Origin of the sequence: Pseudomonas sp. xss_4 (genome assembly GCF_043104125.1) — a bacterium.
Classification (GTDB): Bacteria; Pseudomonadota; Gammaproteobacteria; order Pseudomonadales; family Pseudomonadaceae; genus Aquipseudomonas; species Aquipseudomonas parafulva_B.
Genome location: NZ_JBICKJ010000038.1, coordinates 246,573 through 264,716, shown reverse-complemented (window position 1 = coordinate 264,716; position 18,144 = coordinate 246,573). Strand labels below are relative to the sequence as shown.

Annotated in this window: 25 protein-coding genes; 18 read left to right on the top strand and 7 right to left on the bottom strand. The window is 60.4% G+C overall.

What is annotated here, in order from left to right; translation table 11 throughout:
- Positions 1-412: 412 nt before the first annotated feature.
- The 7 genes from ACF8GB_RS08380 (at position 413) to ACF8GB_RS08350 (ending at position 8,029) form a co-directional block, all read left to right on the top strand.
- Complete coding sequence (locus ACF8GB_RS08380) at positions 413-1,708, top strand: MFS transporter (protein ID WP_028687876.1); 1,296 nt, start codon at positions 413-415, stop codon at positions 1,706-1,708.
- 98 nt (positions 1,709-1,806) lie between these two features.
- Positions 1,807-2,115: a hypothetical protein gene (locus ACF8GB_RS08375; protein WP_027916365.1), complete on the top strand. Its 309-nt coding sequence runs from the start codon at positions 1,807-1,809 to the stop codon at positions 2,113-2,115.
- A gap of 570 nt (positions 2,116-2,685) precedes the next feature.
- Positions 2,686-3,795 (top strand): 3-deoxy-7-phosphoheptulonate synthase, encoded by a 1,110-nt coding sequence (locus ACF8GB_RS08370; RefSeq protein WP_392526857.1) that lies wholly within the window; start codon positions 2,686-2,688, stop codon positions 3,793-3,795.
- Between the two features lie 36 nt (positions 3,796-3,831).
- Positions 3,832-4,113, top strand: coding sequence for a peptidylprolyl isomerase (locus ACF8GB_RS08365; RefSeq protein WP_197844084.1), 282 nt, complete (start codon positions 3,832-3,834; stop codon positions 4,111-4,113).
- Between the two features lie 178 nt (positions 4,114-4,291).
- Positions 4,292-5,062, top strand: coding sequence for a 3-hydroxybutyrate dehydrogenase (gene hbdH, locus ACF8GB_RS08360; RefSeq protein ID WP_196126191.1), 771 nt, complete (start codon positions 4,292-4,294; stop codon positions 5,060-5,062).
- Between the two features lie 75 nt (positions 5,063-5,137).
- Positions 5,138-5,413, top strand: a complete 276-nt coding sequence (locus tag ACF8GB_RS08355; RefSeq protein WP_027916368.1) for a peptidylprolyl isomerase — start codon at positions 5,138-5,140, stop codon at positions 5,411-5,413.
- A 132-nt stretch (positions 5,414-5,545) separates the two neighbouring features.
- Positions 5,546-8,029 (top strand): autotransporter outer membrane beta-barrel domain-containing protein, encoded by a 2,484-nt coding sequence (locus ACF8GB_RS08350; RefSeq protein ID WP_392526856.1) that lies wholly within the window; start codon positions 5,546-5,548, stop codon positions 8,027-8,029.
- Between the two features lie 42 nt (positions 8,030-8,071).
- Here ACF8GB_RS08350 and ACF8GB_RS08345 read toward each other — a convergent pair whose 3' ends face one another.
- Positions 8,072-8,695 (bottom strand): LysE family translocator, encoded by a 624-nt coding sequence (locus tag ACF8GB_RS08345; protein WP_392526855.1) that lies wholly within the window; start codon positions 8,693-8,695, stop codon positions 8,072-8,074.
- Between the two features lie 129 nt (positions 8,696-8,824).
- Here ACF8GB_RS08345 and ACF8GB_RS08340 point away from each other — a divergent pair, with 129 nt between their 5' ends.
- Both ACF8GB_RS08340 and ACF8GB_RS08335 read left to right on the top strand, forming a co-directional pair.
- The gene (locus ACF8GB_RS08340; RefSeq protein ID WP_078478576.1) at positions 8,825-9,646 is read left to right on the top strand and encodes an AraC family transcriptional regulator; all 822 of its coding nucleotides are present in this window, start codon (positions 8,825-8,827) and stop codon (positions 9,644-9,646) included.
- Positions 9,647-9,743: 97 nt separating this feature from the next.
- Complete coding sequence (locus ACF8GB_RS08335; protein WP_078478575.1) at positions 9,744-10,355, top strand: LysE family translocator; 612 nt, start codon at positions 9,744-9,746, stop codon at positions 10,353-10,355.
- Here ACF8GB_RS08335 and ACF8GB_RS08330 read toward each other — a convergent pair.
- Positions 10,336-11,028, bottom strand: coding sequence for a metallophosphoesterase (locus ACF8GB_RS08330; RefSeq protein ID WP_058638251.1), 693 nt, complete (start codon positions 11,026-11,028; stop codon positions 10,336-10,338). The two genes, ACF8GB_RS08335 and ACF8GB_RS08330, sit on opposite strands and share 20 nt — an antisense overlap.
- 112 nt (positions 11,029-11,140) lie before the next feature.
- On the opposite strand from ACF8GB_RS08330, the gene ACF8GB_RS08325 reads away from it, so the two are divergent.
- Entirely contained in the window at positions 11,141-11,881 is a 741-nt protein-coding gene (locus ACF8GB_RS08325) for a carbon-nitrogen hydrolase family protein (RefSeq protein ID WP_058638252.1), read from the top strand.
- Positions 11,878-12,120 (top strand): hypothetical protein, encoded by a 243-nt coding sequence (locus tag ACF8GB_RS08320; protein ID WP_058604143.1) that lies wholly within the window; start codon positions 11,878-11,880, stop codon positions 12,118-12,120. The genes ACF8GB_RS08325 and ACF8GB_RS08320 overlap by 4 nt, the downstream gene beginning before the upstream one ends.
- On the opposite strand, the gene ACF8GB_RS08315 is transcribed toward ACF8GB_RS08320, so the two are convergent.
- Complete coding sequence (locus ACF8GB_RS08315; protein WP_145256035.1) at positions 12,105-12,623, bottom strand: methylated-DNA--[protein]-cysteine S-methyltransferase; 519 nt, start codon at positions 12,621-12,623, stop codon at positions 12,105-12,107. The two genes, ACF8GB_RS08320 and ACF8GB_RS08315, sit on opposite strands and share 16 nt — an antisense overlap.
- 136 nt (positions 12,624-12,759) lie before the next feature.
- Here ACF8GB_RS08315 and ACF8GB_RS08310 point away from each other — a divergent pair, with 136 nt between their 5' ends.
- Positions 12,760-12,930 carry a hypothetical protein gene (locus ACF8GB_RS08310; RefSeq protein ID WP_023533860.1) on the top strand — a complete coding sequence of 57 codons (171 nt, stop codon included), beginning with the start codon at positions 12,760-12,762 and terminating at the stop codon, positions 12,928-12,930.
- 92 nt (positions 12,931-13,022) lie between these two features.
- Here the strand turns inward: ACF8GB_RS08310 and ACF8GB_RS08305 are convergent, their stop codons facing one another.
- Positions 13,023-13,349 (bottom strand): hypothetical protein, encoded by a 327-nt coding sequence (locus ACF8GB_RS08305; protein ID WP_392526854.1) that lies wholly within the window; start codon positions 13,347-13,349, stop codon positions 13,023-13,025.
- Between the two features lie 213 nt (positions 13,350-13,562).
- On the opposite strand from ACF8GB_RS08305, the gene ACF8GB_RS08300 reads away from it, so the two are divergent.
- From ACF8GB_RS08300 to ACF8GB_RS08290, 3 genes are all read left to right on the top strand, one after another.
- Positions 13,563-13,871: a hypothetical protein gene (locus tag ACF8GB_RS08300; RefSeq protein WP_078478572.1), complete on the top strand. Its 309-nt coding sequence runs from the start codon at positions 13,563-13,565 to the stop codon at positions 13,869-13,871.
- Between the two features lie 117 nt (positions 13,872-13,988).
- The gene (locus ACF8GB_RS08295; protein WP_392526853.1) at positions 13,989-14,195 is read left to right on the top strand and encodes a hypothetical protein; all 207 of its coding nucleotides are present in this window, start codon (positions 13,989-13,991) and stop codon (positions 14,193-14,195) included.
- 136 nt (positions 14,196-14,331) lie between these two features.
- Entirely contained in the window at positions 14,332-14,562 is a 231-nt protein-coding gene (locus ACF8GB_RS08290) for a hypothetical protein (RefSeq protein WP_058638257.1), read from the top strand.
- A gap of 36 nt (positions 14,563-14,598) precedes the next feature.
- Here the strand turns inward: ACF8GB_RS08290 and ACF8GB_RS08285 are convergent, their stop codons facing one another.
- Complete coding sequence (locus ACF8GB_RS08285; protein WP_058638258.1) at positions 14,599-14,907, bottom strand: hypothetical protein; 309 nt, start codon at positions 14,905-14,907, stop codon at positions 14,599-14,601.
- A gap of 315 nt (positions 14,908-15,222) precedes the next feature.
- Here ACF8GB_RS08285 and ACF8GB_RS08280 point away from each other — a divergent pair, with 315 nt between their 5' ends.
- Positions 15,223-15,480: a hypothetical protein gene (locus ACF8GB_RS08280; protein WP_196126670.1), complete on the top strand. Its 258-nt coding sequence runs from the start codon at positions 15,223-15,225 to the stop codon at positions 15,478-15,480.
- A gap of 456 nt (positions 15,481-15,936) precedes the next feature.
- Here the strand turns inward: ACF8GB_RS08280 and ACF8GB_RS08275 are convergent, their stop codons facing one another.
- Positions 15,937-16,236: a hypothetical protein gene (locus ACF8GB_RS08275; protein ID WP_058638260.1), complete on the bottom strand. Its 300-nt coding sequence runs from the start codon at positions 16,234-16,236 to the stop codon at positions 15,937-15,939.
- A 197-nt stretch (positions 16,237-16,433) separates the two neighbouring features.
- On the opposite strand from ACF8GB_RS08275, the gene ACF8GB_RS08270 reads away from it, so the two are divergent.
- A complete protein-coding gene (locus ACF8GB_RS08270) occupies positions 16,434-16,766 on the top strand; it encodes a hypothetical protein (protein ID WP_058638261.1) in 333 nt (110 codons plus the stop codon).
- 99 nt (positions 16,767-16,865) lie between these two features.
- Complete coding sequence (locus ACF8GB_RS08265; RefSeq protein WP_058638262.1) at positions 16,866-17,444, top strand: GNAT family N-acetyltransferase; 579 nt, start codon at positions 16,866-16,868, stop codon at positions 17,442-17,444.
- Between the two features lie 450 nt (positions 17,445-17,894).
- On the opposite strand, the gene ACF8GB_RS08260 is transcribed toward ACF8GB_RS08265, so the two are convergent.
- The gene (locus ACF8GB_RS08260; RefSeq protein WP_392526852.1) at positions 17,895-18,128 is read right to left on the bottom strand and encodes a hypothetical protein; all 234 of its coding nucleotides are present in this window, start codon (positions 18,126-18,128) and stop codon (positions 17,895-17,897) included.
- Positions 18,129-18,144 lie beyond the last annotated feature (16 nt).

The following is an 18,144-nucleotide window of genomic DNA, read 5'->3' as shown; positions in this document are numbered from 1 at the left end:
AGAAGCAAAAGCCAAAGCAACGGCAACAGCAACAGCAACAGCAACAGCAACAGCGGGAGCGGGAGCGGGAGCGGGAGATTTGCCTGGGAAAGACATTGGCATGTCTTTCCGAGACTGCGGCATCGCGCCGCAGGCAGTCAACCCTTGGCAAAACCCTGCAAGCCCGTAGAATCGCGCTTCCTTTTCGCCCGTCGCCTTGAACGGTGGCAACCGGCAACCAAGACCGAGTCCGCGCCTGACCCCATGAACGCTCATGTGAAATAGGCTCAACCCTCCCCGCCCGGCCGTCTTCTCGCATGGCCAAGCGGTTGAGTCTTGCCCAGGTCGCATCCGTGCAGCCTCTACCCTATCCGGGTCGATCGGCGTGCGCGCTCGAAAAGGCCAACCTTCGCATATCCAACTTGAGGTACCTATGTCTGCGCGTTTGCTGGCCATGGCGCTGGCGCCGCTGCTCGGGCTGTTCATCATTGCCCTGGGCAACGGCTTCATGTCTTCTCTGACCACCCTGCGACTCGGCGAGGCTGGCGAGTCTGCCACCACCATCGGCATCGTCTCGTCCACCTACTTCATCGGCCTGACCCTGGGCGCCATCTTCAATGATCGGCTCATCCTGCGCATCGGCCATATCCGCGCCTACACCAGCTTTGCATCGCTGATCGGCGTCACCATCCTGCTGCAAGGCCTGTTCTATGACGTGACCTGGTGGTCGGTGCTGCGCCTGATCAATGGCTGGGCGGCCGTGGGTGTGTTTCTGGTGATCGAAAGCTGGTTGCTGCTGGCCGGGGACGCCAAGATCCGCGGTCGCCTGCTGGCCTTGTACATGATCGCTTTCTATGGCGCCGGGGTGCTGGCCCAGGCAGGGCTTGGCGAGATTACCCGCCTGGGCGAGACGGCGCCCTTCATGCTGGCGGGTGTGCTCACCGCGCTGTCGGTGTTGCCGATCGTGATCCTGCCACGGGTCTCGCCACTGCTGGACCAGGTTGAGCCGCTCAAGCCGCGGCAGCTGTTGGGCGTGGCACCCTCGGGGCTGGTGGGATGTTTTGGTTCCGGCGTGGCCATAGCCGGGATCTACACGTTGCTGCCGCTGTACCTCCAACGTATCGGGCTGGACGTTGGCGAAGTGGGCAATATGATGGCCTGGGTCATCCTCGGGGCCATGCTGCTGCAATACCCCGTGGGGCGTTGGTCGGACCGCAAGGACCGCCAGGACGTGCTGATTGCCCTGGCTGCGGTGTGCGCTGCGCTGGCGCTGGTCACCGTATTCCTGCCCTCGGATGCGTTCCTGCTACCGGCGATGCTGTTTCTGCTGGGCGGCGGGGTGTTCACCCTGTACCCGGTGGCGGTCAGCCATGCGGCCGACCGTGCCCCATCCGATGCCCTGGTGCCCATGATCCAAGGGCTGCTGCTGATCAACTCGCTGGGCTCGGCGATGGCGCCGATGGCGATTTCGCCCGTCATGACCGAGTTTGGCGAAGCCGGGCTTTTCTGGGCCTTTGCCGTGGTCAACCTGTTGATGGTGGGCTTTTTCCTGTGGCGGCGCGGCAAGCGTCCGGCCGCGGAACACCCTGCCCCGTTCACCGCCTCCACCACCTTCTCGCCTACCGGCGCTGAACTGCGGGTTACCGAGGACCTGATGCATGCTGCCCAGGAGCATCCTCCGATGGAAACGGCCGAACCCAAGCCATCGCATCATGGCGAGGCCTGTTGAGGTAAGCGTGCCGTAAACGACCATCCGTCGCCCTCAGGGCACCTCCTGTGCAGGTCTTTGCCAAAGCAATGACAGATTCCATGCACAGGAGCTTCGCCATGATTCGCATCCGTAGCCTTTCGCTGTCCGTTGCATTCGCCTTGGCCACCCTGGCCGGTACCAGTCAGGCCGCTACTGACACTACCAACACCGATATGCACCCGAAAACCGACCAGATGGGCGGCAAGACTGCAGGTGAAGGCAGCAGCGTTAATACCCCAGGCAGCAGCCGTGACAATGACAGCAGCAACGCCGGCGCAGCAGGTGCCCATGACGGTGCGGCAGGCGGATCCAACAGCACCGGCGAAGCCACAGGCTCCGGCGCAGGTGCCACCGGTGGGCAAGCTGAAGATCAAGACAGTCACTAAGACCGCGGTCTCGTGACCCTCCAACGTAATCATCCCATCGATTGCGCTCATAGCATTTTTCCATTGAATGGCCCGCGCAATGTGCAGTAAGCTCGGGCTCATTCACTGGAGAGCAACATGCAAGCAACCATCCACACACTCGTCCTTGCCACTGGCCGCGCTTCGCGCCCAGTATCGGCTGTGACCGTGTCTGTAAATGCACCTGCCTCCTATTACTTCGGGTATTGGTTTAGCCACTAGGCGCCGATACCCACACGGCGTCCACCTTCGAGGGGCCGCCGAACATGAGAATACTCAAACCCCCGGTCGGCCTCCCGACCGGGGGTTTTGTTTTTCAGGCCTACACCCAAACGATTCAGAGGACAGATTCATGAAATACGACACCTATTACGTAGCTGGCACCTTCACCTGGCGATTTAGTCACGTCCGCTCGGGCCAGCCTGCCGCCTCCGATCGGTTCTGCACAGGTGGCACAGCCCCAACCAATAGCCAATCACCGATCTGTCGAACACCTCGATAGGGCCGACCGCGCAGGATATAGCGCCTGCCGTCCGCCCAAGGAACCCCCCCATGCAAGCATCCAGCCTCGCCCTGCCTCCGACCCAACCTCAAGCTGCCAATACCGCTGTCAGCCGCCGCCTTCCCAGTCCGCACCTGCTCAAACAGCAGATGCCGCTCTCTGCCTCGCTCGCTCATCAAGTCCAGGCGCACCGCCAAGCCATTTGCGACATTCTCGAAGGACGCGACCACCGCCTGCTGGTGATCGTAGGGCCGTGCTCGCTGCATGATCCGCGCTCGGCGCTGGAATACGCCGATCGCCTGGCCGCGTTGAGCCGCCAGGTCGATGATCGCCTGCTGCTGGTGATGCGTGCCTACGTGGAAAAGCCGCGCACGACAGTGGGCTGGAAGGGCCTGGCCTACGATCCTCACCTCGATGGCAGCGACGACATGCACGCAGGCCTGGCCCTGTCGCGGGGGCTGATGCTGGGCATGATCGAACGGGGCCTGCCGGTCGCGACCGAGTTGTTGCAACCCATGGCTGCTGGCTACTTCGACGATGTGCTGGCCTGGGCTGCCATCGGCGCCCGTACCACCGAATCACAGATTCATCGGGAAATGGTCAGCGGGCTGGCGCTGCCGGTGGGCTTCAAGAACGGCACCGATGGTGGCGTGTCCATCGCGACAGACGCCATGCGCAGCGCTGCCCATGCCCATCGGCATTTCGGCATGGATGCCCAGGGCTACCCTGCGATCGTCGAAACCCTGGGCAATGCGCACACTCACCTGGTGCTGCGCGGTGGCCATCAGGGCCCGAACTACGACGCCCACAGCGTCGCCCTAGCCCGCCAGGGGCTCGCCAAAGCGGGTCTGCCTGCGCGCATCATGGTCGATTGCAGCCATGCCAACAGTGGCAAGGACCCGGCCCGGCAACCGGCTGTGTTCAACGAGGTGTTGCAACAGCGGTTGAATGGGGACGCCTCGATCGTGGGCATGATGATCGAAGGGCACCTGTTCGAGGGTTGTCAGGCGCTCGGCAAAGGGGCGCTGAAATACGGCGTGTCCATCACCGATGGCTGCCTTGGCTGGAGCGCCACCGAAACGCTGTTGCACGATGCGGCACGACGTCTGGGTGAGCGGCAGGCCGAACCCTGCGAGACACAACCGGTTGAAGTGCGTTAGGCTTTGCCTCTTTACCCTCCCAAGGAGCAGTACCCCATGGCACGTGCAACCGCCCGTCACATCCTGGTCAACAGCGAAGATAAGTGCAAAGAACTCAAGGCCCAGATCGAAGCGGGTGCTGACTTCGGTGAAATCGCCAAGGCCAATTCCACCTGCCCGTCCAGCCGCCAGGGTGGTGACCTGGGCTCGTTCGGTCCAGGCCAGATGGTCAAGGAATTCGATACTGTCGTCTTCAGCGCCCCGGTCAACACCGTACAGGGTCCGGTCAAGACCCAGTTCGGCTACCACCTGCTGGAAGTGACCAGCCGCCAGGACTAAGTCCTGCGAAGCAAGCCCGGTAGGAGGGAGTGGCTCAAAGCTGCTGCATTGGCGCCATGCGAAGGTACCCACGGAACCTTTGATCAGCCGCTCCGCTCCTACGCTCAGCCCATCCCGGGCGATGCCCAATGGCTTTCTTCGTTCCAGTCAGCGCCGGAGCGCTGCTAGGGAGCTTTGCATGACCCTCAAAGGCAAGACAGCAGTGATCACAGGTTCCACTAGCGGCATTGGCCTGGGCATTGCCCATGTGCTGGCGCGATCGGGGGCCAGCATCGTGCTCAACGGCTTTGGTGACCCTTCACCGGCCATCGCCAGCCTTGAGCAGTTAGGGGTGCAGGTGCGGCATCACCCCGCAGACCTTGCCGATGCCGCTCAGATCGAGGCCCTGCTGGCCTTTGCTGAACAGGCATTCGGTGCCGTGGACATCCTGGTCAACAATGCAGGCATCCAGCATGTGGCATCCGTCGAGCACTTCCCGGTGGATAGCTGGGACAAGATCATTGCCTTGAACCTGTCTGCGGTCTTCCACGGCACCCGCCTGGTGTTGCCAGGCATGCGTGCCCGCAACTGGGGGCGCATCATCAACATCGCCTCGGTTCATGGGCTTGTCGGCTCCACAGGCAAATCCGCGTACGTCGCCGCCAAGCATGGGGTGATTGGCCTGACGAAGGTCGTAGGGCTGGAAACTGCCATGAGCGGCGTGACCTGCAATGCCCTGTGCCCAGGCTGGGTGTTGACGCCGCTGGTGCAGCAGCAGATCGACGCACGTGCAGCAACCGGCATCGATCCCCAGCAGGCACAGCGGGACTTGCTCGCGGAAAAACAGCCTTCGCAGGCGTTCGTAACCCCTGAGCACCTCGGCGAACTCGTGCTGTTTCTGTGCAGCGAGGCTGGCAGCCAGGTACGCGGTGCAGCCTGGAACGTGGACGGTGGATGGCTGGCGCAATAAGCCATGCCGGTTCGCACGGCTAGCGGTGCGTCGGGCATAATGCCTGCTTTCTCTCGCTGCATGCATAGGTAGATCATGAAAGCCCAAGCCCGCCACATCCTGGTCAAGACTGCTGACGAAGCTGAAAAGCTCAAGCAGCGCATCGCCAAGGGTGAGGCGTTCGATGTGCTCGCCAGGAAGTTCTCCCTCTGCCCCTCGGGCAAGCGTGGCGGCGATCTCGGGGAGATTCGACCTGGGCAGATGGTCGGTGCGATCGACCAGGTCATCTTCAAGAAACCCTTGCGCGTGGTGCATGGGCCTGTGAAGAGCAAATTCGGCTATCACCTGGTACAGACGTTCTACCGCGACTGAGTCTCAACACTGCCACCTCAGTACCCAGCAGCTAGCAGTTCTGCCAGTTGTCGCCCTCAAGCCTGCCTCTGTAAAAAGTGCCTGACCCCGCGCAACCGATGCTGCGCGCTGGCTTGGGATGGAGGCTTCGCTATGCGTGTACGACTGATTGTGGGCTCACTGAGTTTACTGGGCGCAGCCCTGCCATCTGCTCAGGCAGCTTGCACATTTCCCCCTGGCGCCGGTAACGACACGTATGTCTGCGACAGCGGGTCATCGCCTTCGCTCGTCGATACCGAGGGCGACAACCGCCTGGTGTTTCCGGCGAATGGCACCGGCGCCATCGAAGGCGATGTCACCTTCGGTCCAGGCCGGGACAGTATCGATATGGGCTCCGGCACGATCGCCGGCAATGTCAATCAGGGCGGCGGCATCGATGACTTCGTCATGAGCGGCGGCGTGATCGAGGGCAACGTCAACCAAGGTGACGGGCTGGACACCTTCTATATGTCCGGCGGCTGGATCAAGGGCACCTTCGACAGCGGCGACTACGCCGAAATGGATGGCGGGCGGATCGGAAACGTCAACCTGCGCCTGGACAAGAATACCTTCATCATGCGCGGTGGCAGCGTTGACAGGAACGTCATCGCCGCGTTCGACACCGATTACATCGAAGTCTTCGACGGCACTATTGGCGGCAATATCAGTGTCAGCGGCGGCGACGACAGCGTTTTGATTCATGGCGGCAGTGTCGCGGGGGATGTACTGCTCAGCACGGGTAACGATCGCTTCGTCTGGGATGGCGGGACGATCGGCGGGAGAGTCGATGCCGGGCCGGGCGACGACACTGCGCTGCTCTCCGGGCTCAACCCGGAAACGCTGACGATCACGATCAATGGTGGCGAAGGCAACGATGCGCTCACATTCGACAATAGCCGCGTGGTGGGCGGTGCTCGTTACCTCAATTGGGAGACGGTGGCGTTGACCAATCTAAGCCAGCTGGCGCTCGACGACACCCTGGTGCTTGGAGACGCCGGCACCGGAACCGGCAGGCTCACGCTCGACAACAACAGCGTCCTAGCCTCCAGCGAGGGCGTGATCACAGCGTTTGGTCCAGGGCAAAGGGCATCGGTGAGCAACGCCGGTACGCTCAACCTCACCGAGGGTGGCGATGCCCTGGGCCGTCTTACTCTCCAGGGCGACTATGTCGGCGAAAATGGCTTCTTGCGCGTGAACAGCGTATTAGCCGGCGACAATTCGCCCTCAGATCGCCTGGTGGTCAGCGCTGGCTCCATAACGGGGACGACCGGCCTGATCGTCAACAACCTGGGTGGAGCCGGCGCGCCGACATACCAGAACGGCATTCAGGTGGTGGAAGCACGCGATGGTGCCACCAGTACGGCGACAGCCTTTGTGCAAACGCAAACCCTTTCAGCGGGCGCTTACGACTACCGATTGTTCAAAGGCGGCGTCACCGCCGGCAGCGAGAACAACTGGTACCTGCGCTCGACGCTGGTGGCGCCACCGGTGGTGACAGCGCCGGTTGAGCCCGAGGTGCCTGGCGAGCCGGACCCCGAGCAACCGGCTGCACCGCAGCCGGCGATCACCCCGCCGGTTGCCGCTCCGGCCCCAGGGCAACTGGACTTGCCCGCCCCGATCGCCGGCAACCAAAGCCTGCCACTGTATCGTCCCGAGGTCGCGGTCTACGCCGCCGCCCCCAGGGGGGCTGCTGTCGTGGTGCGCCAGGCACTGGGCACTTTCCATCAGCGTCAGGGTGACCAGCAACTGCTGGAGGGCCAGGGCGCATTGCCTGCTGCTTGGGGTCAGGGGTACGGCGGCGCGCTCCGTCAACAGTGGAGCGGTACTGTCAGCCCCAGCCTCGATGGCGACCTGTATGGCTTCAAGGTTGGTCAGGACGTGTACGCTCATGTGAGTGATACCGGCGCCCGTCAACACGCAGGGGTGTACGTGAGCCAGTCTCGCTTGACGGCCGGAGTCAAGGGCTTTGCATTGGCACAGGAGGACCGCAGCGTCGGTGACCTGCGCCTGGATGGCAAGAGTGCAGGTGTGTACTGGAGCTGGGTAGGTGCAGACGGTGGCTATGTGGATGGCGTTTTGCAGTACACCCGTCTGGATGGGCGGGCGCGCTCGGACCGAGGCGACAAGCTGGACCTGGATGGGGACGCCTGGGCCGCTTCGCTGGAAGCCGGCGTGCCCATAGCCTTGTCATCGCACTGGGCAATCGAGCCGCAGGCTCAGGTCATCGCCCAGAAAACCAAGTTCGATACCACCAGCGATCGTGTATCGCACATCGACCATGACGCGCAGGTCGAGCTCACTGGCCGCGTTGGGCTACGCCTTGAGGGGCGATTCAAGGCCAACGGCACCCGGCTGCTGCAGCCCTACGCGCAAGTGAACCTGTGGCATGGAGACGGCGGGCGGGACACGCTGGTGTTCGACAACACGGACAAGGTAAAGACCGATTACCGCTATACCGCCCTGCAAGCCGAGGCAGGTGTTGCAGCGCAACTCAACACATCATTGAGCGTGCACGGCGGGGTTCAGTACACGACGCACCTGGACAGCCGTGAACAGGAGGCTAGCGGCGTCAACCTGGGTGTGCGCTGGCAGTTCTGACACGCAAGAGGGGCGCGAGGGTAATACGCGCCCTGGCCTTCTTCAACGCCGGACGACCAACAGCCCTGCTCCAGCGCTTGCCAGCATCGCGGCACTCGTGCGATTGAACAACTTACGCGGCCGCGGCCTTGAAAACCATCGCTGCAAATAGGCGCCGATTGCGGCGTAGAGCGCGATAGCTGCCCACTCCAGCAGCAGAAACAGAGCGCCCAGTAGCAGGAACTGTTGACCTACAGGGACGGGGCTGGCGACCGATACGAACTGTGGCAAGAAAGCCGTGAATATCAAGATGGCTTTCGGATTGCCTGCTGCAACCATGAACTCCTGACGCGCCAGACGCCAACCGTTGCATGGCGGGTACCCAGCCTCGACGGCTGCGGCCACTGGCGCACGCCACAGTTGCCACGCCAGGTAGAACAGATACACCGCCCCCACCACCTTTATCGTCAGGAATAGGGTTTCGCTGGTATGCAGGACCACGGCCAGGCCCATGGCCGCAAGGCCTATCATGCCGCTGAAGGCCAGCAGGCGTCCTACCCCGGCAAAGCACGCGGTACGCAAGCCATAGCAACTGGCGTTGTGAAGCGACAACAGGTTGTTGGGGCCTGGTGCCATGTTCAGGGCAAAGCAGGCCGGTATGAAAAGCATCAGGCTGGCAGTGTCCATCTCTCTCTCCTCTGAATTCACGGGTTGTATCGCAGGTACCGGGCCGCAGCGTCAAGGTACAGCCACGTGCCACAACTGTACGGGCGAGCAGCGGCTGTTTAAGCTGTCGGTCATCACAAGGACCCTTCGATGCCCCATTCCACTACCACCCTGTGGCGAGACCCGCGCTTGCCGCAGGTCGAGAGCCGCCGCGCCTGTAACAGCCGAGCCTGCTACAAGGCCCATAGCCATCCGACATTCTCCATCGGTGCCGTGGACGCAGGCTCCAGCTTGTTCACGGGTGCAGGCTGCGGTACCGAGCGGCTCACCCCCGGTACGCTGGTGGCGGTCCCCGCGCACCGGGTCCATGCCTGCAACCCCGAGGCAGACCAGCCCTGGAGCTACCAGATGGTGCATGTGGATGCGAGCTGGCTGGCCGAGCTGCGCACTGAGTCCGGCCTGCCCTGCGGCGCCCCTGAGCAACCGGCGCGTGTCAGCCGGGATGCCGAGGCGTACCGCCGGTTCTGCCAACTGAATGCCGTGCTGTTTTCCGAGGCGACCCCGGTGCAAAAGGAGGCCGAGTTGATCGCTTTTCTGTGCGACATGGATTTCGATACTTTCTCGCCCTCGGCCGCAGCACCCGTCCTTCAAGCGCCGGCGCTGCAGGGCTTGCTCATGGACCTGCGCGACCAGGACCCGACTCGCCTGACCGTGGAGTCACTTGCCCGTGAGGCCGGCCTTGGCCGTTATCAACTGATTCGCGCGTTCCGCGCTGCCACAGGTCTGACTCCGCACGCCTACGTGCTCAACGCCAGGATCAACCAGAGTCGTCGACTGCTCCGGCAGGGTCACCGATTGGTGCAAGTCGCCCACGACCTGGGATTCGCTGATCAAAGTCATTTCCAGCGGGTATTCAAGGCGCATGTCGGGATCACACCCGGGCTATACCTCAAGGGGCAGACCACGAAGTAAGGCTGCGCGGTCATCACCTGCAATATTGTTCAATACGCGGGGTTCATGTGCCCGCACACTCGGGCAACTGACCTCAAGCGCCGAGTAACCTGCGACCATGCAAGCGTTTATCCTGATTGCCCTCGCCCACTTCCTGGCGCTGTTGTCGCCAGGGCCGGACTTCTTCCTGATTGCCCGAACTGCCATTGCCAGCGGCTGGCGCGTGGCCAGCGGTGCATGCCTGGGCATTGCATTGGGCAACGGGGTATTCATCGTGCTGGCATTTACCGGAGTATCCATACTGCACGAGGGCAGCGTGCTGTTCGACCTGTTGCAACTGGCTGGTGCGGTTTATCTCATCTACCTGGGTATTGCCTTTGTGCGTCATGCCGGCAGTACCAGCGTCTGCGCGACTTCGGGCAGCACATCGCCCACTTGGTGGCGCAACCTGCAGATGGGCTTGCTGTCAGGCCTGCTCAATCCTAAAAATGCCTTGTTTTATGCAAGCCTGGCCAGCCTGGTGGCGGGCAGTTCCACGGTGTGGAAGGTGTCGTACGGAGTCTGGATGCTCTGCGCGGTGCTTGCCTGGGACTTGCTGGTCGCCGTCGGCATAGGCCACCCGCGGGTGCTGCGGCGATTCAGCGCCGCCCTGCCCTTGCTCGAACGGTTGTCGGGCCTCGTGTTGCTGCTGCTCGGCATGGGTTTGCTGATCACGCTGGCCTGGCGTTGACGAGCGTCAGCGTACGCAGGTCCATCAGACTGAAATGCCCACTGGTCCATCCCCCGGTATCCAGATGCCACACATTGCCCAGCTGCCTGACAGACTGGACGGTGGTATGGCCGACCAGCAGGGCACGCAGCCCATTTATGGGCGTGGTATCGCCCTGCTTCAAACGTCGCCTTGACCACAGGCAGGTTTCAAGTACGTCTGGATCGTCGCCCAGTTCGAGCCAGGTACCCAGGGTCGACCAGTCATCGAACGGGCTGTCGGCATGCAGCAGGCCCACAGGGCCGCTTGCCGACTCGACCTGCAAAGCGATTGGCATCTGTTCGAAGCGTTCGACGAAGCGCAGCTGCTCAGCGGCCGCTGAATCGATGAACCATCCACCCCCGGCCGCACGGTACATGTCCAGGTCCAGCCGGCCGCCACGCACCAGGTTGATCGCCAGTGACTCGTGGTTGCCCTGGACCGCGTAGAACCATGGCTGCTCCAGCCAGTGCAGGGCTGCCCGGCTCATTGGACCGCGATCAACTAGGTCGCCAACGCTGAACAGCCGATCCTTGCCCGTATCGAAACCGACGGCGTCCAGGCTTTGCTGCAACCGGTCGAAATGGCCGTGTATGTCTCCCACGGCCAGGTCTCGACCCAGAACATTGGCGCCAACAACCTGGAAACGCTGCATGACCTGATCCCTTAGCAAGTAGGCAAAGACCCTAGGCCCTTGCCTGGACAGCATGGCACAAGCGTCTGGTCGGGAGTATGCTCGGCGATCACGTACCAGGGAAGGAAGTGTCATGAAGCTGTGCGCTGCGCAACTGGGTTCACTCAAGGGCGATGTGGCTGCTAACGTCAGGCGTCATCTGGCCTGCATCGAACAGGCCGCGAACGTGGGCGCTGCCGTGATTGTCTTTCCCGAGTTGTCTTTGACCGGTTACGAACCCAGCATTGCCCGTCAGGCTGCGCTGCCCCTATGCTCTCCACATCTGGACCCGCTGCAAGCGGCAAGTGACCGCCTGGGCATCATCGTTGCGGCGGGATTACCACTGCCAACCCCGAACGGCATCCAGATCGGCATGCCGATCTTTACCCCGAGCGCCCCGCGCCAAGCCTATGCTAAACAGCGCCTGCACGAAGATGAACTGCCCTACTTCTACGCTGGGGCGAGCACCTCGCTGATCCAGGCGGCGCAGCACCGAATCGCGCCGGCCATCTGCTATGAATCCATGTTCATGGCCCACGCTGCATCGGCCAAAGAACGAGGGGCAGACATCTATCTGGTCAGTGTGGCCAAGACGGCAAAAGGCGTAGGGGAAGGACACGCGCATTATCCGCAGGTGGCGCGAGAACTGGGCTTGATCGTGCTGATGGCCAACTGCGTTGGACCTGCCGACCATTTCGTGGCGGCCGGTGGTTCTGCGGCATGGGACAGTGAGGGCCGCCTGCTGGGTTGCCTGGACCCTCACAGCGAAGGCATGCTGCTACTGGACACCGAGGCTGGCACTGCCAGCATCATGCCGCTGGACGCGCCAGCGTGATCTACCTGGTAATGGCCCTGGCGAGCTACGGGCTAAGCTACTACGTGGTCGGATTGCTACTCGATGGCCAGGTGGCTGACATCGCCGAGGGTATGCGCCATCGCACCGATGCCCCGACCCCAGGTCAATACCTGCGCGCCGTTGAGCAACGGTTGCGCCGGGTGCGCTGGGAGTACTCGCTCATGGTAGGTACGGTCCTGACGGCGACGTCGTGCGCCGGCGTCTACTGGCTAGGCTGAAGCTGCAAGTGCAATGGCAACGTTTGCCGGCCTTCGAGGGCCAGTAGCAACTGCTTGGCTGCCAGCCCACCGGCAAAGCCGGTAAGCCCGCCGCTAGCCCCTATGACGCGATGACAGGGTGCGATGATCGAAATCGGATTGCGCCCATTGGCAGCCCCCACCGCCCGCACGGCACTGGGGTTGCCGATTTGCTGGGCGATCTGACCGTACGTGCGGGTTTCACCGAAGGGGATGCTCAGCAACGCGTCCCACACCTGACGCTGGAACGCCGTTCCAGTGAATGCCAAGGCCAGATCGAAACGCTGACGTTTACCGGCAAAGTATTCGCTCAGTTGATGTGCGGTTTCGATCAGAACAGGGCAGCGGTCTTCACGCTGCAGCGGGCCAAGGCGTACCCTGTTCTCTCGTTCCTGCTCCCACAGCACCGCACTCAGCCTTTGATCCTGAGAGACGAGGGTCAGCGTGCCAACTGGCGATGGCATGAGGGTGTACAAACTGGGCATATCGCGACTCGGGATCCAAAAGGCAGCTTGCGACGGGGTGCTTATGACAAAGCGACTAACCGTAATGGAACTGAATTACTGCGAATCAGCACCGGTCAACACTTGTGAACGCTGCAAGAAACTGACGAGGTGAATCATGACTATCGAAGCTGAGACGCTCGCACAACTCGCACAAGCCCTGAAAGCACAAGGGGCCAGGTTGATCGCTGACCTTACGTTCATCCGCGCGCCTTACCGGTGCGGCAAGCGCTGGGTATGCAATGTAGTACGCCGCAAAACCGCACGCAAGCCTGCACTGCTCCAATGAACGGCGGGCGAAACCACCACACACTTCAGTAGGCGAAGGACCGCCCTTTTTCCTGCAATCACCTACGTAAGCAAATCCGCCCACCGCTGGTGTCAATCAAGACATTCGCGTGCCGCCACCCTCAGCTTGTCGCCCGACAGAAAGCTGCCTTTGTAGAACGTTGCACGGCTACCCTCGCCCGATTCGATCACCTCCAACACATCATCGGTCGTCACCGCACTTGGCGCTGTCATACGTACGCCATGGGGTATGGATTTCTGCGTTGAATTGGGTGCCAGTGCCTGCCACTGCGGCATTACGCAGGCTGCATACTGCTGGGGCGTTTTGGATGTGAGTTTGCTGGCAGTGGGCTTGCCTGGGGAGGCGCAGCCCACAAGTACTACGCACAGCGCCGGCACGACATAAAGGTAATTAGGCATTTCTTTGGCCTCGATCAGTTGCGGGCATTTTAGCAAGCAGAGCAGGAACGAGTAATGGACCATCGTCGAATGCTGAAAACATCGCGGTTGCCCTTTATTGAACTACCTACGGAACGAATGCAGCCTGTGTTGTTTCTGATGAGCAATCATGCACGGCCACGGTGATGTGGCACTGATTGACTGATCTAATTTGGCTATTCGTTGGAGTCCTACATGGTGTGGTGGCTTGAAGTGCTTGCACAGTTTGCAACCTCCACTGGTCTGGCCATGGTGTGCATCCTGGTGTTCTGGACCTATGGGCTGGCGTTCGGCAGGCTTTACATGAAGCTGCTCGCTTGTCTGCTGGCCAGTGTTCTACTGATGGTTGCTGCATTCCCGCACGGGGTGAATTTTGCTACAGGACTTGGCGCATCAGTGGGCAACAGTCACTCACTGTCGTTGTTCCTGGCTGACGCCACCGGGGTTATCGCTGCGGTTCTGATCGCATCTTTTTTCTTCAATCCGGAACGCTTGATAGAGTAGCCGGCGCTGCGCGCGCTGTCGCCTGACAGTTCTGCCAGTAGCATGGGCAGGTAGAGACTGGCAATGTCATCAGGCCAATCCCGGCACAAGAACGCCTTACCTAAGGATGCCGAACCCATGAAAGAGCCGTCCAAACAAACGCGGTTGTTTTACCAGAGCGGTAAGCTGGTGACCCTTGTAAGTCCCGATCAGCGTCAGCAGATTTTTCGCACCCCTGATACAGCGCTTGCAGAAGCCCGTGCTGATGGCGGCCCTGTCCTACTGGGCACGGACGCTCAAGGATCGGTGCTGATGGTGCAGTCCGAAGACCAGGCACCGTCCTGATGGGGCGCGCGGCCAGGTGGAGAAACAGAGTGCGTCCAGGCGCTCCATCGCCCTGCGCCGTTGCCGCAAGCGTCGCCAGGCGCAGCGGACGCGAACATGCTAACGTTGACTCATCTTTCAGCGAGTCAACGTGTTCATGGAATCACTCGATTGCATCAAATCGGACTTGGTCAAAACCGCAGATCATCTAGAAGCGCTTGGCAAAGCCCTCAATGGCCATGCGCGCTTCATACAGGCGCGGGGTGCCCATCCTGATCAGATCGACGTGGACGCGCACATCCAAGCCCTTGCACAGGTGACCGAAGCCCTGCGCGAGGTAGCAACCAAGATGCAGAGCTCGCTTTGCCCTACGGTGCCTAACAAGTAACGCATTGTGTTCGATCCCCATGCACTGCAGATCGCCTCAACGAAACCTGAGCTTGACCACCTTGCTCAAAGCCCACCCGCTGAACACGTAGAACAGGTCCAAGTACAAGCGGCCGGCATAATTGGGCATTGGGTGGTTATCGATGAGCTGCTCAGGGCCGGGGTTAGGCGGCATGAGCGTGTAGAATGCATTCGGGATCAGAGCCAAGGCGATCAACAGCAAATAGGTTGCCCTTCTGATCCACTGCGCGCTTGGTGTAGGCTTGGCTGACCATTTGACGCCGTAGTATGCGATCAGACCTGCTACGGGCAATACCCAGAAATGTGTTGGAATACCAATGAACATTTCAGCCACAGCACTTCTTGTTTCCACGCACGTTCCTCCAATTGAATGAGCGAAGTATTGCGGTTGGGTTTGTTAAAAGCAAAGCCCCCATGACGCCTCTACCCGCCTGGCTGCTATTCGAGCGTTCAGTTGACCTCTTGAGTGAAGGCATCTGTCACTTCCGGAGCGCAGTCACTGTCGCTGGGTTTGCATCCAGCGTGGATGCAAACCCAGTACACGTTCCGTATCGCGCGTAGTAGCGTTCGGCTTTCGACGAACTGCCAGGGTCCGTTGCTATTGCCCACGGACCGGGCCACTCACGAACTGGGAAGTCAAATGGAACACGTTCATTCCGTCAGCCAAGACGTCATCGATTCAGCACTCATCGCGTTTTCACGTTTCAAAATTGGTGAAATCAAGGTATTCGATCTTGAAAGTTCAATGAGTTATGAAGCCGGGCAAGCGCTTGCCCGCAGCGGACTGGTGCGATTCTCGATTCACAAGATGCCTTCGGGGCGGTACCGCATCAGTGACGAAGGCGAAAACGCGATTACCGAAGCAGGCCGAGCACGGCTAAAGGTGATCAGGGGCTGAGTCGACGATTGGCTGCGATCGATCACCAAAGATGCAGCGGCACGGGGTGACCCGTGCCGCCTCGCTCCATCAGATACCCTGACTCCAGTGAGCGGCGATCGCCAATATAACGAAAGCCACCACCGCTTCCACAACGAGGTAGATACCGTAGAAATCCTCTGAAAACATACGCAACTATCCGCTTGAAAGACGACTGTCCACGGCCGGGCGAGCCGGCGCGTAAGTCAGATAAGCGATGGCATTCAGAAGTTCACGCCCAGTGAGCACTATCAGGCAACGCCGGGCGGTATCCCATCTTTGTTCTTGTCCTTGAGCCTCGCTTTTTCCTCCTCGGTGGCGTGAGCCGGTACCTCATCTTTCTTGGGTTCATGCTGCTGATCAGTCATGCTCAAGCTCCTCAACGTGTCATGCGTTAGGCATTGGTCGCGCCCAGCAGTTCAGGCGCATACGCAGCCATCACGTTCCATGATCACGCTTGGGGATGCCCAGGGAATTGCACGAAGCCACATCACGGGCCTTCATGACGCCCCAGGCCAATGCCCGGGACATGGACTCCTTTGGGCGGTCGTCGAACGCCTCCTCATAGACAGGCATGCCGCCCGGGGCATAGACACCGATGAACAATTGAACCCGGCCGTTTCGCGACAAGCGAACCTGAACATTGATCGACGTTCTGTCGATCAACGTCTCTTCGTGCGCGCGGTGGTGCAACGTAGGATCAGCCCAGGACCAGAACACACTGCCGCGCATCCGCATCGCGCCTCCTAATACTTTAGTCTAATGGCCACTACGGGGGACATTAGCGGCCCGCCGCTTGGGCTACTAGCAAAATATGGCATCGAGCGTTATCGATCAGACGAGCGGAAAACGTCAGTGCCATAATGCAGGACCATGCCGACAGGGAGCCATTGGCGATGCCTGGACACACTGCACATCTGCCGCGAGCATAAATCATGAACACGTTAGTTACCTTCTTCTCAGCCGCGGTGATGCCACTGTTGGCGATTAGCCTGACGGTCATGGCGCACCGGCACGTCATGAAGAAATGGCGAGCGAAGATCGATACCGAACTTGCAGATGCCTTGAGCACCTTAGGGGTCACTAGGTACACATTACTGGTCGACAAATTAACCTCGCCCAGTACGGACAGAACCGCCCAGGTCTATCGCATCCTCCGTGGCGAGCGTGGAGACCATTATCTGTTCATGAAAATTGGAGACCAGCCAGGCCTGCTCAAGCCGCTGAGCAAGGAACGGGCTTTGTTGGCTGTGCGGGTCAATGGTTAATATGCCTTGAAGGACGCATCAGCCTGACTTCGATAAGCACAGAGCGTCAGACTCAGACCGATAGCCTTACTCGTTAAAGGACCAAGAGGTATCAACTCCATGGATGGTCATCCCACGCTTTTTACTGATCGGCTGGTGCTCACGCGTCTGTGCTTGGAGGACGTTGCCTTCATCCAAGAGCAATTCCCCCAATGGGAGGTGGTGCGCTATCTGGATAGTCGGGTTTCATGGCCTTACCCAGTCGACGGCGCCCTGGCCTATGTTCGCGACATTGCGCTGCCGGGAATGGCGGCAGGTTGTGAATGGCATTGGATGATTCGCATGCGTGATGACCCTGACTGCAGACTGGGCAGCATTAGCCTGTTCGAACAGCCCGGAAACAACAGGGGTTTCTGGCTGGCACCGCAGTGGTGGGGTCGCGGTTATATGCGTGAGGCGTGCGCAGTCGTCACCGCCTACTGGTTCGAAACACTGGCGCGGCCGATCATGCAGGTGCCCAAGGCGGTGGCCAATCACGCATCTCGTCGAGTATCAGAATTTGAGGGCATGCGCTTGGTGGGCTTGCAGAAAGGATGGTTTGTAAGCGGCTTGATGGATGTTGAACTCTGGCAGATGACGCGGGCTGACTGGTTGGCAAATACCGCAGCTTACAGGGCTGATGGTCGCGGTATTGGTTGAACTGGAAAGGAGCCATTTGATTCGACTCACCTGTGCCCTGCTTATTGCCAACGCCGTCCTAACCGGGACACTTGGTGGATGAGGTTGCAATGAATAAAGGTCTACTAATCGCGCTGATGGCGACCCTGCTTACAGGATGCAATCACTACTTCAACAGCCCCTATGGCAGTCGCTGGGATCAGCGAAACATCCCCTGCGACGCCACACCACCCAACCAGCCTGGGTGCTACGACAATGTGCATCAAGAGGGGCTTCTCAACAGGCTTTTCGAAAAGGGCTAGTCATGCCTACCTTCTTCACGCGCTTGTTCAAGCGCAAAAATAAGTCAGGGCAGGCTGGGCTCAACCGTTCAACCGATTCCAGCCAGATCAGCCATGCCTGCTCCTTTGCGTTCACGAACAACGATGAGCCAGCGCCCATTACCTGTTCGGGACGACACCATGACGGCCATCATGTCAGCAACAGCGACCCTTCGAGTGACAGCCATTCTGGTGACAGCGCATCGAGTTCCAGCAGTTGTGACTGACGATCCGTCATCTTCTGGGTAACCAGGTCGCGATCAGCCAGATCACACCAGTCGCCAGCACCCAAGGCCACCTGCTTGCGGAGTTCATTGCCATTGCGAGCAACGCGATAACGATCAATGCTGCCCCAGCCCATCGCTTGCGTACTGGTGTAAACCATCTCTGAAAACGCTTAT

Excerpts from the sequence above, each read along its gene's own strand:
- ACF8GB_RS08270 (WP_058638261.1), top strand. The coding sequence starts at position 16,434 with ATGAACACGTTAGTTACCTTCTTCTCAGCCGCGGTGATGCCACTGTTG.
- ACF8GB_RS08380 (WP_028687876.1), top strand. The coding sequence starts at position 413 with ATGTCTGCGCGTTTGCTGGCCATGGCGCTGGCGCCGCTGCTCGGGCTG.
- ACF8GB_RS08280 (WP_196126670.1), top strand. The coding sequence starts at position 15,223 with ATGGAACACGTTCATTCCGTCAGCCAAGACGTCATCGATTCAGCACTC.
- ACF8GB_RS08305 (WP_392526854.1), bottom strand. The coding sequence starts at position 13,349 with ATGCCTAATTACCTTTATGTCGTGCCGGCGCTGTGCGTAGTACTTGTG.
- ACF8GB_RS08275 (WP_058638260.1), bottom strand. The coding sequence starts at position 16,236 with ATGCGGATGCGCGGCAGTGTGTTCTGGTCCTGGGCTGATCCTACGTTG.
- ACF8GB_RS08350 (WP_392526856.1), top strand. The coding sequence starts at position 5,546 with ATGCGTGTACGACTGATTGTGGGCTCACTGAGTTTACTGGGCGCAGCC.
- ACF8GB_RS08370 (WP_392526857.1), top strand. The coding sequence starts at position 2,686 with ATGCAAGCATCCAGCCTCGCCCTGCCTCCGACCCAACCTCAAGCTGCC.
- ACF8GB_RS08325 (WP_058638252.1), top strand. The coding sequence starts at position 11,141 with ATGAAGCTGTGCGCTGCGCAACTGGGTTCACTCAAGGGCGATGTGGCT.
- ACF8GB_RS08295 (WP_392526853.1), top strand. The coding sequence starts at position 13,989 with ATGAAAGAGCCGTCCAAACAAACGCGGTTGTTTTACCAGAGCGGTAAG.
- hbdH (WP_196126191.1), top strand. The coding sequence starts at position 4,292 with ATGACCCTCAAAGGCAAGACAGCAGTGATCACAGGTTCCACTAGCGGC.
- ACF8GB_RS08335 (WP_078478575.1), top strand. The coding sequence starts at position 9,744 with ATGCAAGCGTTTATCCTGATTGCCCTCGCCCACTTCCTGGCGCTGTTG.
- ACF8GB_RS08310 (WP_023533860.1), top strand. The coding sequence starts at position 12,760 with ATGACTATCGAAGCTGAGACGCTCGCACAACTCGCACAAGCCCTGAAA.
- ACF8GB_RS08345 (WP_392526855.1), bottom strand. The coding sequence starts at position 8,695 with ATGGACACTGCCAGCCTGATGCTTTTCATACCGGCCTGCTTTGCCCTG.
- ACF8GB_RS08265 (WP_058638262.1), top strand. The coding sequence starts at position 16,866 with ATGGATGGTCATCCCACGCTTTTTACTGATCGGCTGGTGCTCACGCGT.
- ACF8GB_RS08340 (WP_078478576.1), top strand. The coding sequence starts at position 8,825 with ATGCCCCATTCCACTACCACCCTGTGGCGAGACCCGCGCTTGCCGCAG.
- ACF8GB_RS08290 (WP_058638257.1), top strand. The coding sequence starts at position 14,332 with ATGGAATCACTCGATTGCATCAAATCGGACTTGGTCAAAACCGCAGAT.
- ACF8GB_RS08315 (WP_145256035.1), bottom strand. The coding sequence starts at position 12,623 with ATGCCCAGTTTGTACACCCTCATGCCATCGCCAGTTGGCACGCTGACC.
- ACF8GB_RS08365 (WP_197844084.1), top strand. The coding sequence starts at position 3,832 with ATGGCACGTGCAACCGCCCGTCACATCCTGGTCAACAGCGAAGATAAG.
- ACF8GB_RS08355 (WP_027916368.1), top strand. The coding sequence starts at position 5,138 with ATGAAAGCCCAAGCCCGCCACATCCTGGTCAAGACTGCTGACGAAGCT.
- ACF8GB_RS08300 (WP_078478572.1), top strand. The coding sequence starts at position 13,563 with ATGGTGTGGTGGCTTGAAGTGCTTGCACAGTTTGCAACCTCCACTGGT.
- ACF8GB_RS08330 (WP_058638251.1), bottom strand. The coding sequence starts at position 11,028 with ATGCAGCGTTTCCAGGTTGTTGGCGCCAATGTTCTGGGTCGAGACCTG.
- ACF8GB_RS08375 (WP_027916365.1), top strand. The coding sequence starts at position 1,807 with ATGATTCGCATCCGTAGCCTTTCGCTGTCCGTTGCATTCGCCTTGGCC.
- ACF8GB_RS08260 (WP_392526852.1), bottom strand. The coding sequence starts at position 18,128 with ATGGTTTACACCAGTACGCAAGCGATGGGCTGGGGCAGCATTGATCGT.
- ACF8GB_RS08285 (WP_058638258.1), bottom strand. The coding sequence starts at position 14,907 with ATGTTCATTGGTATTCCAACACATTTCTGGGTATTGCCCGTAGCAGGT.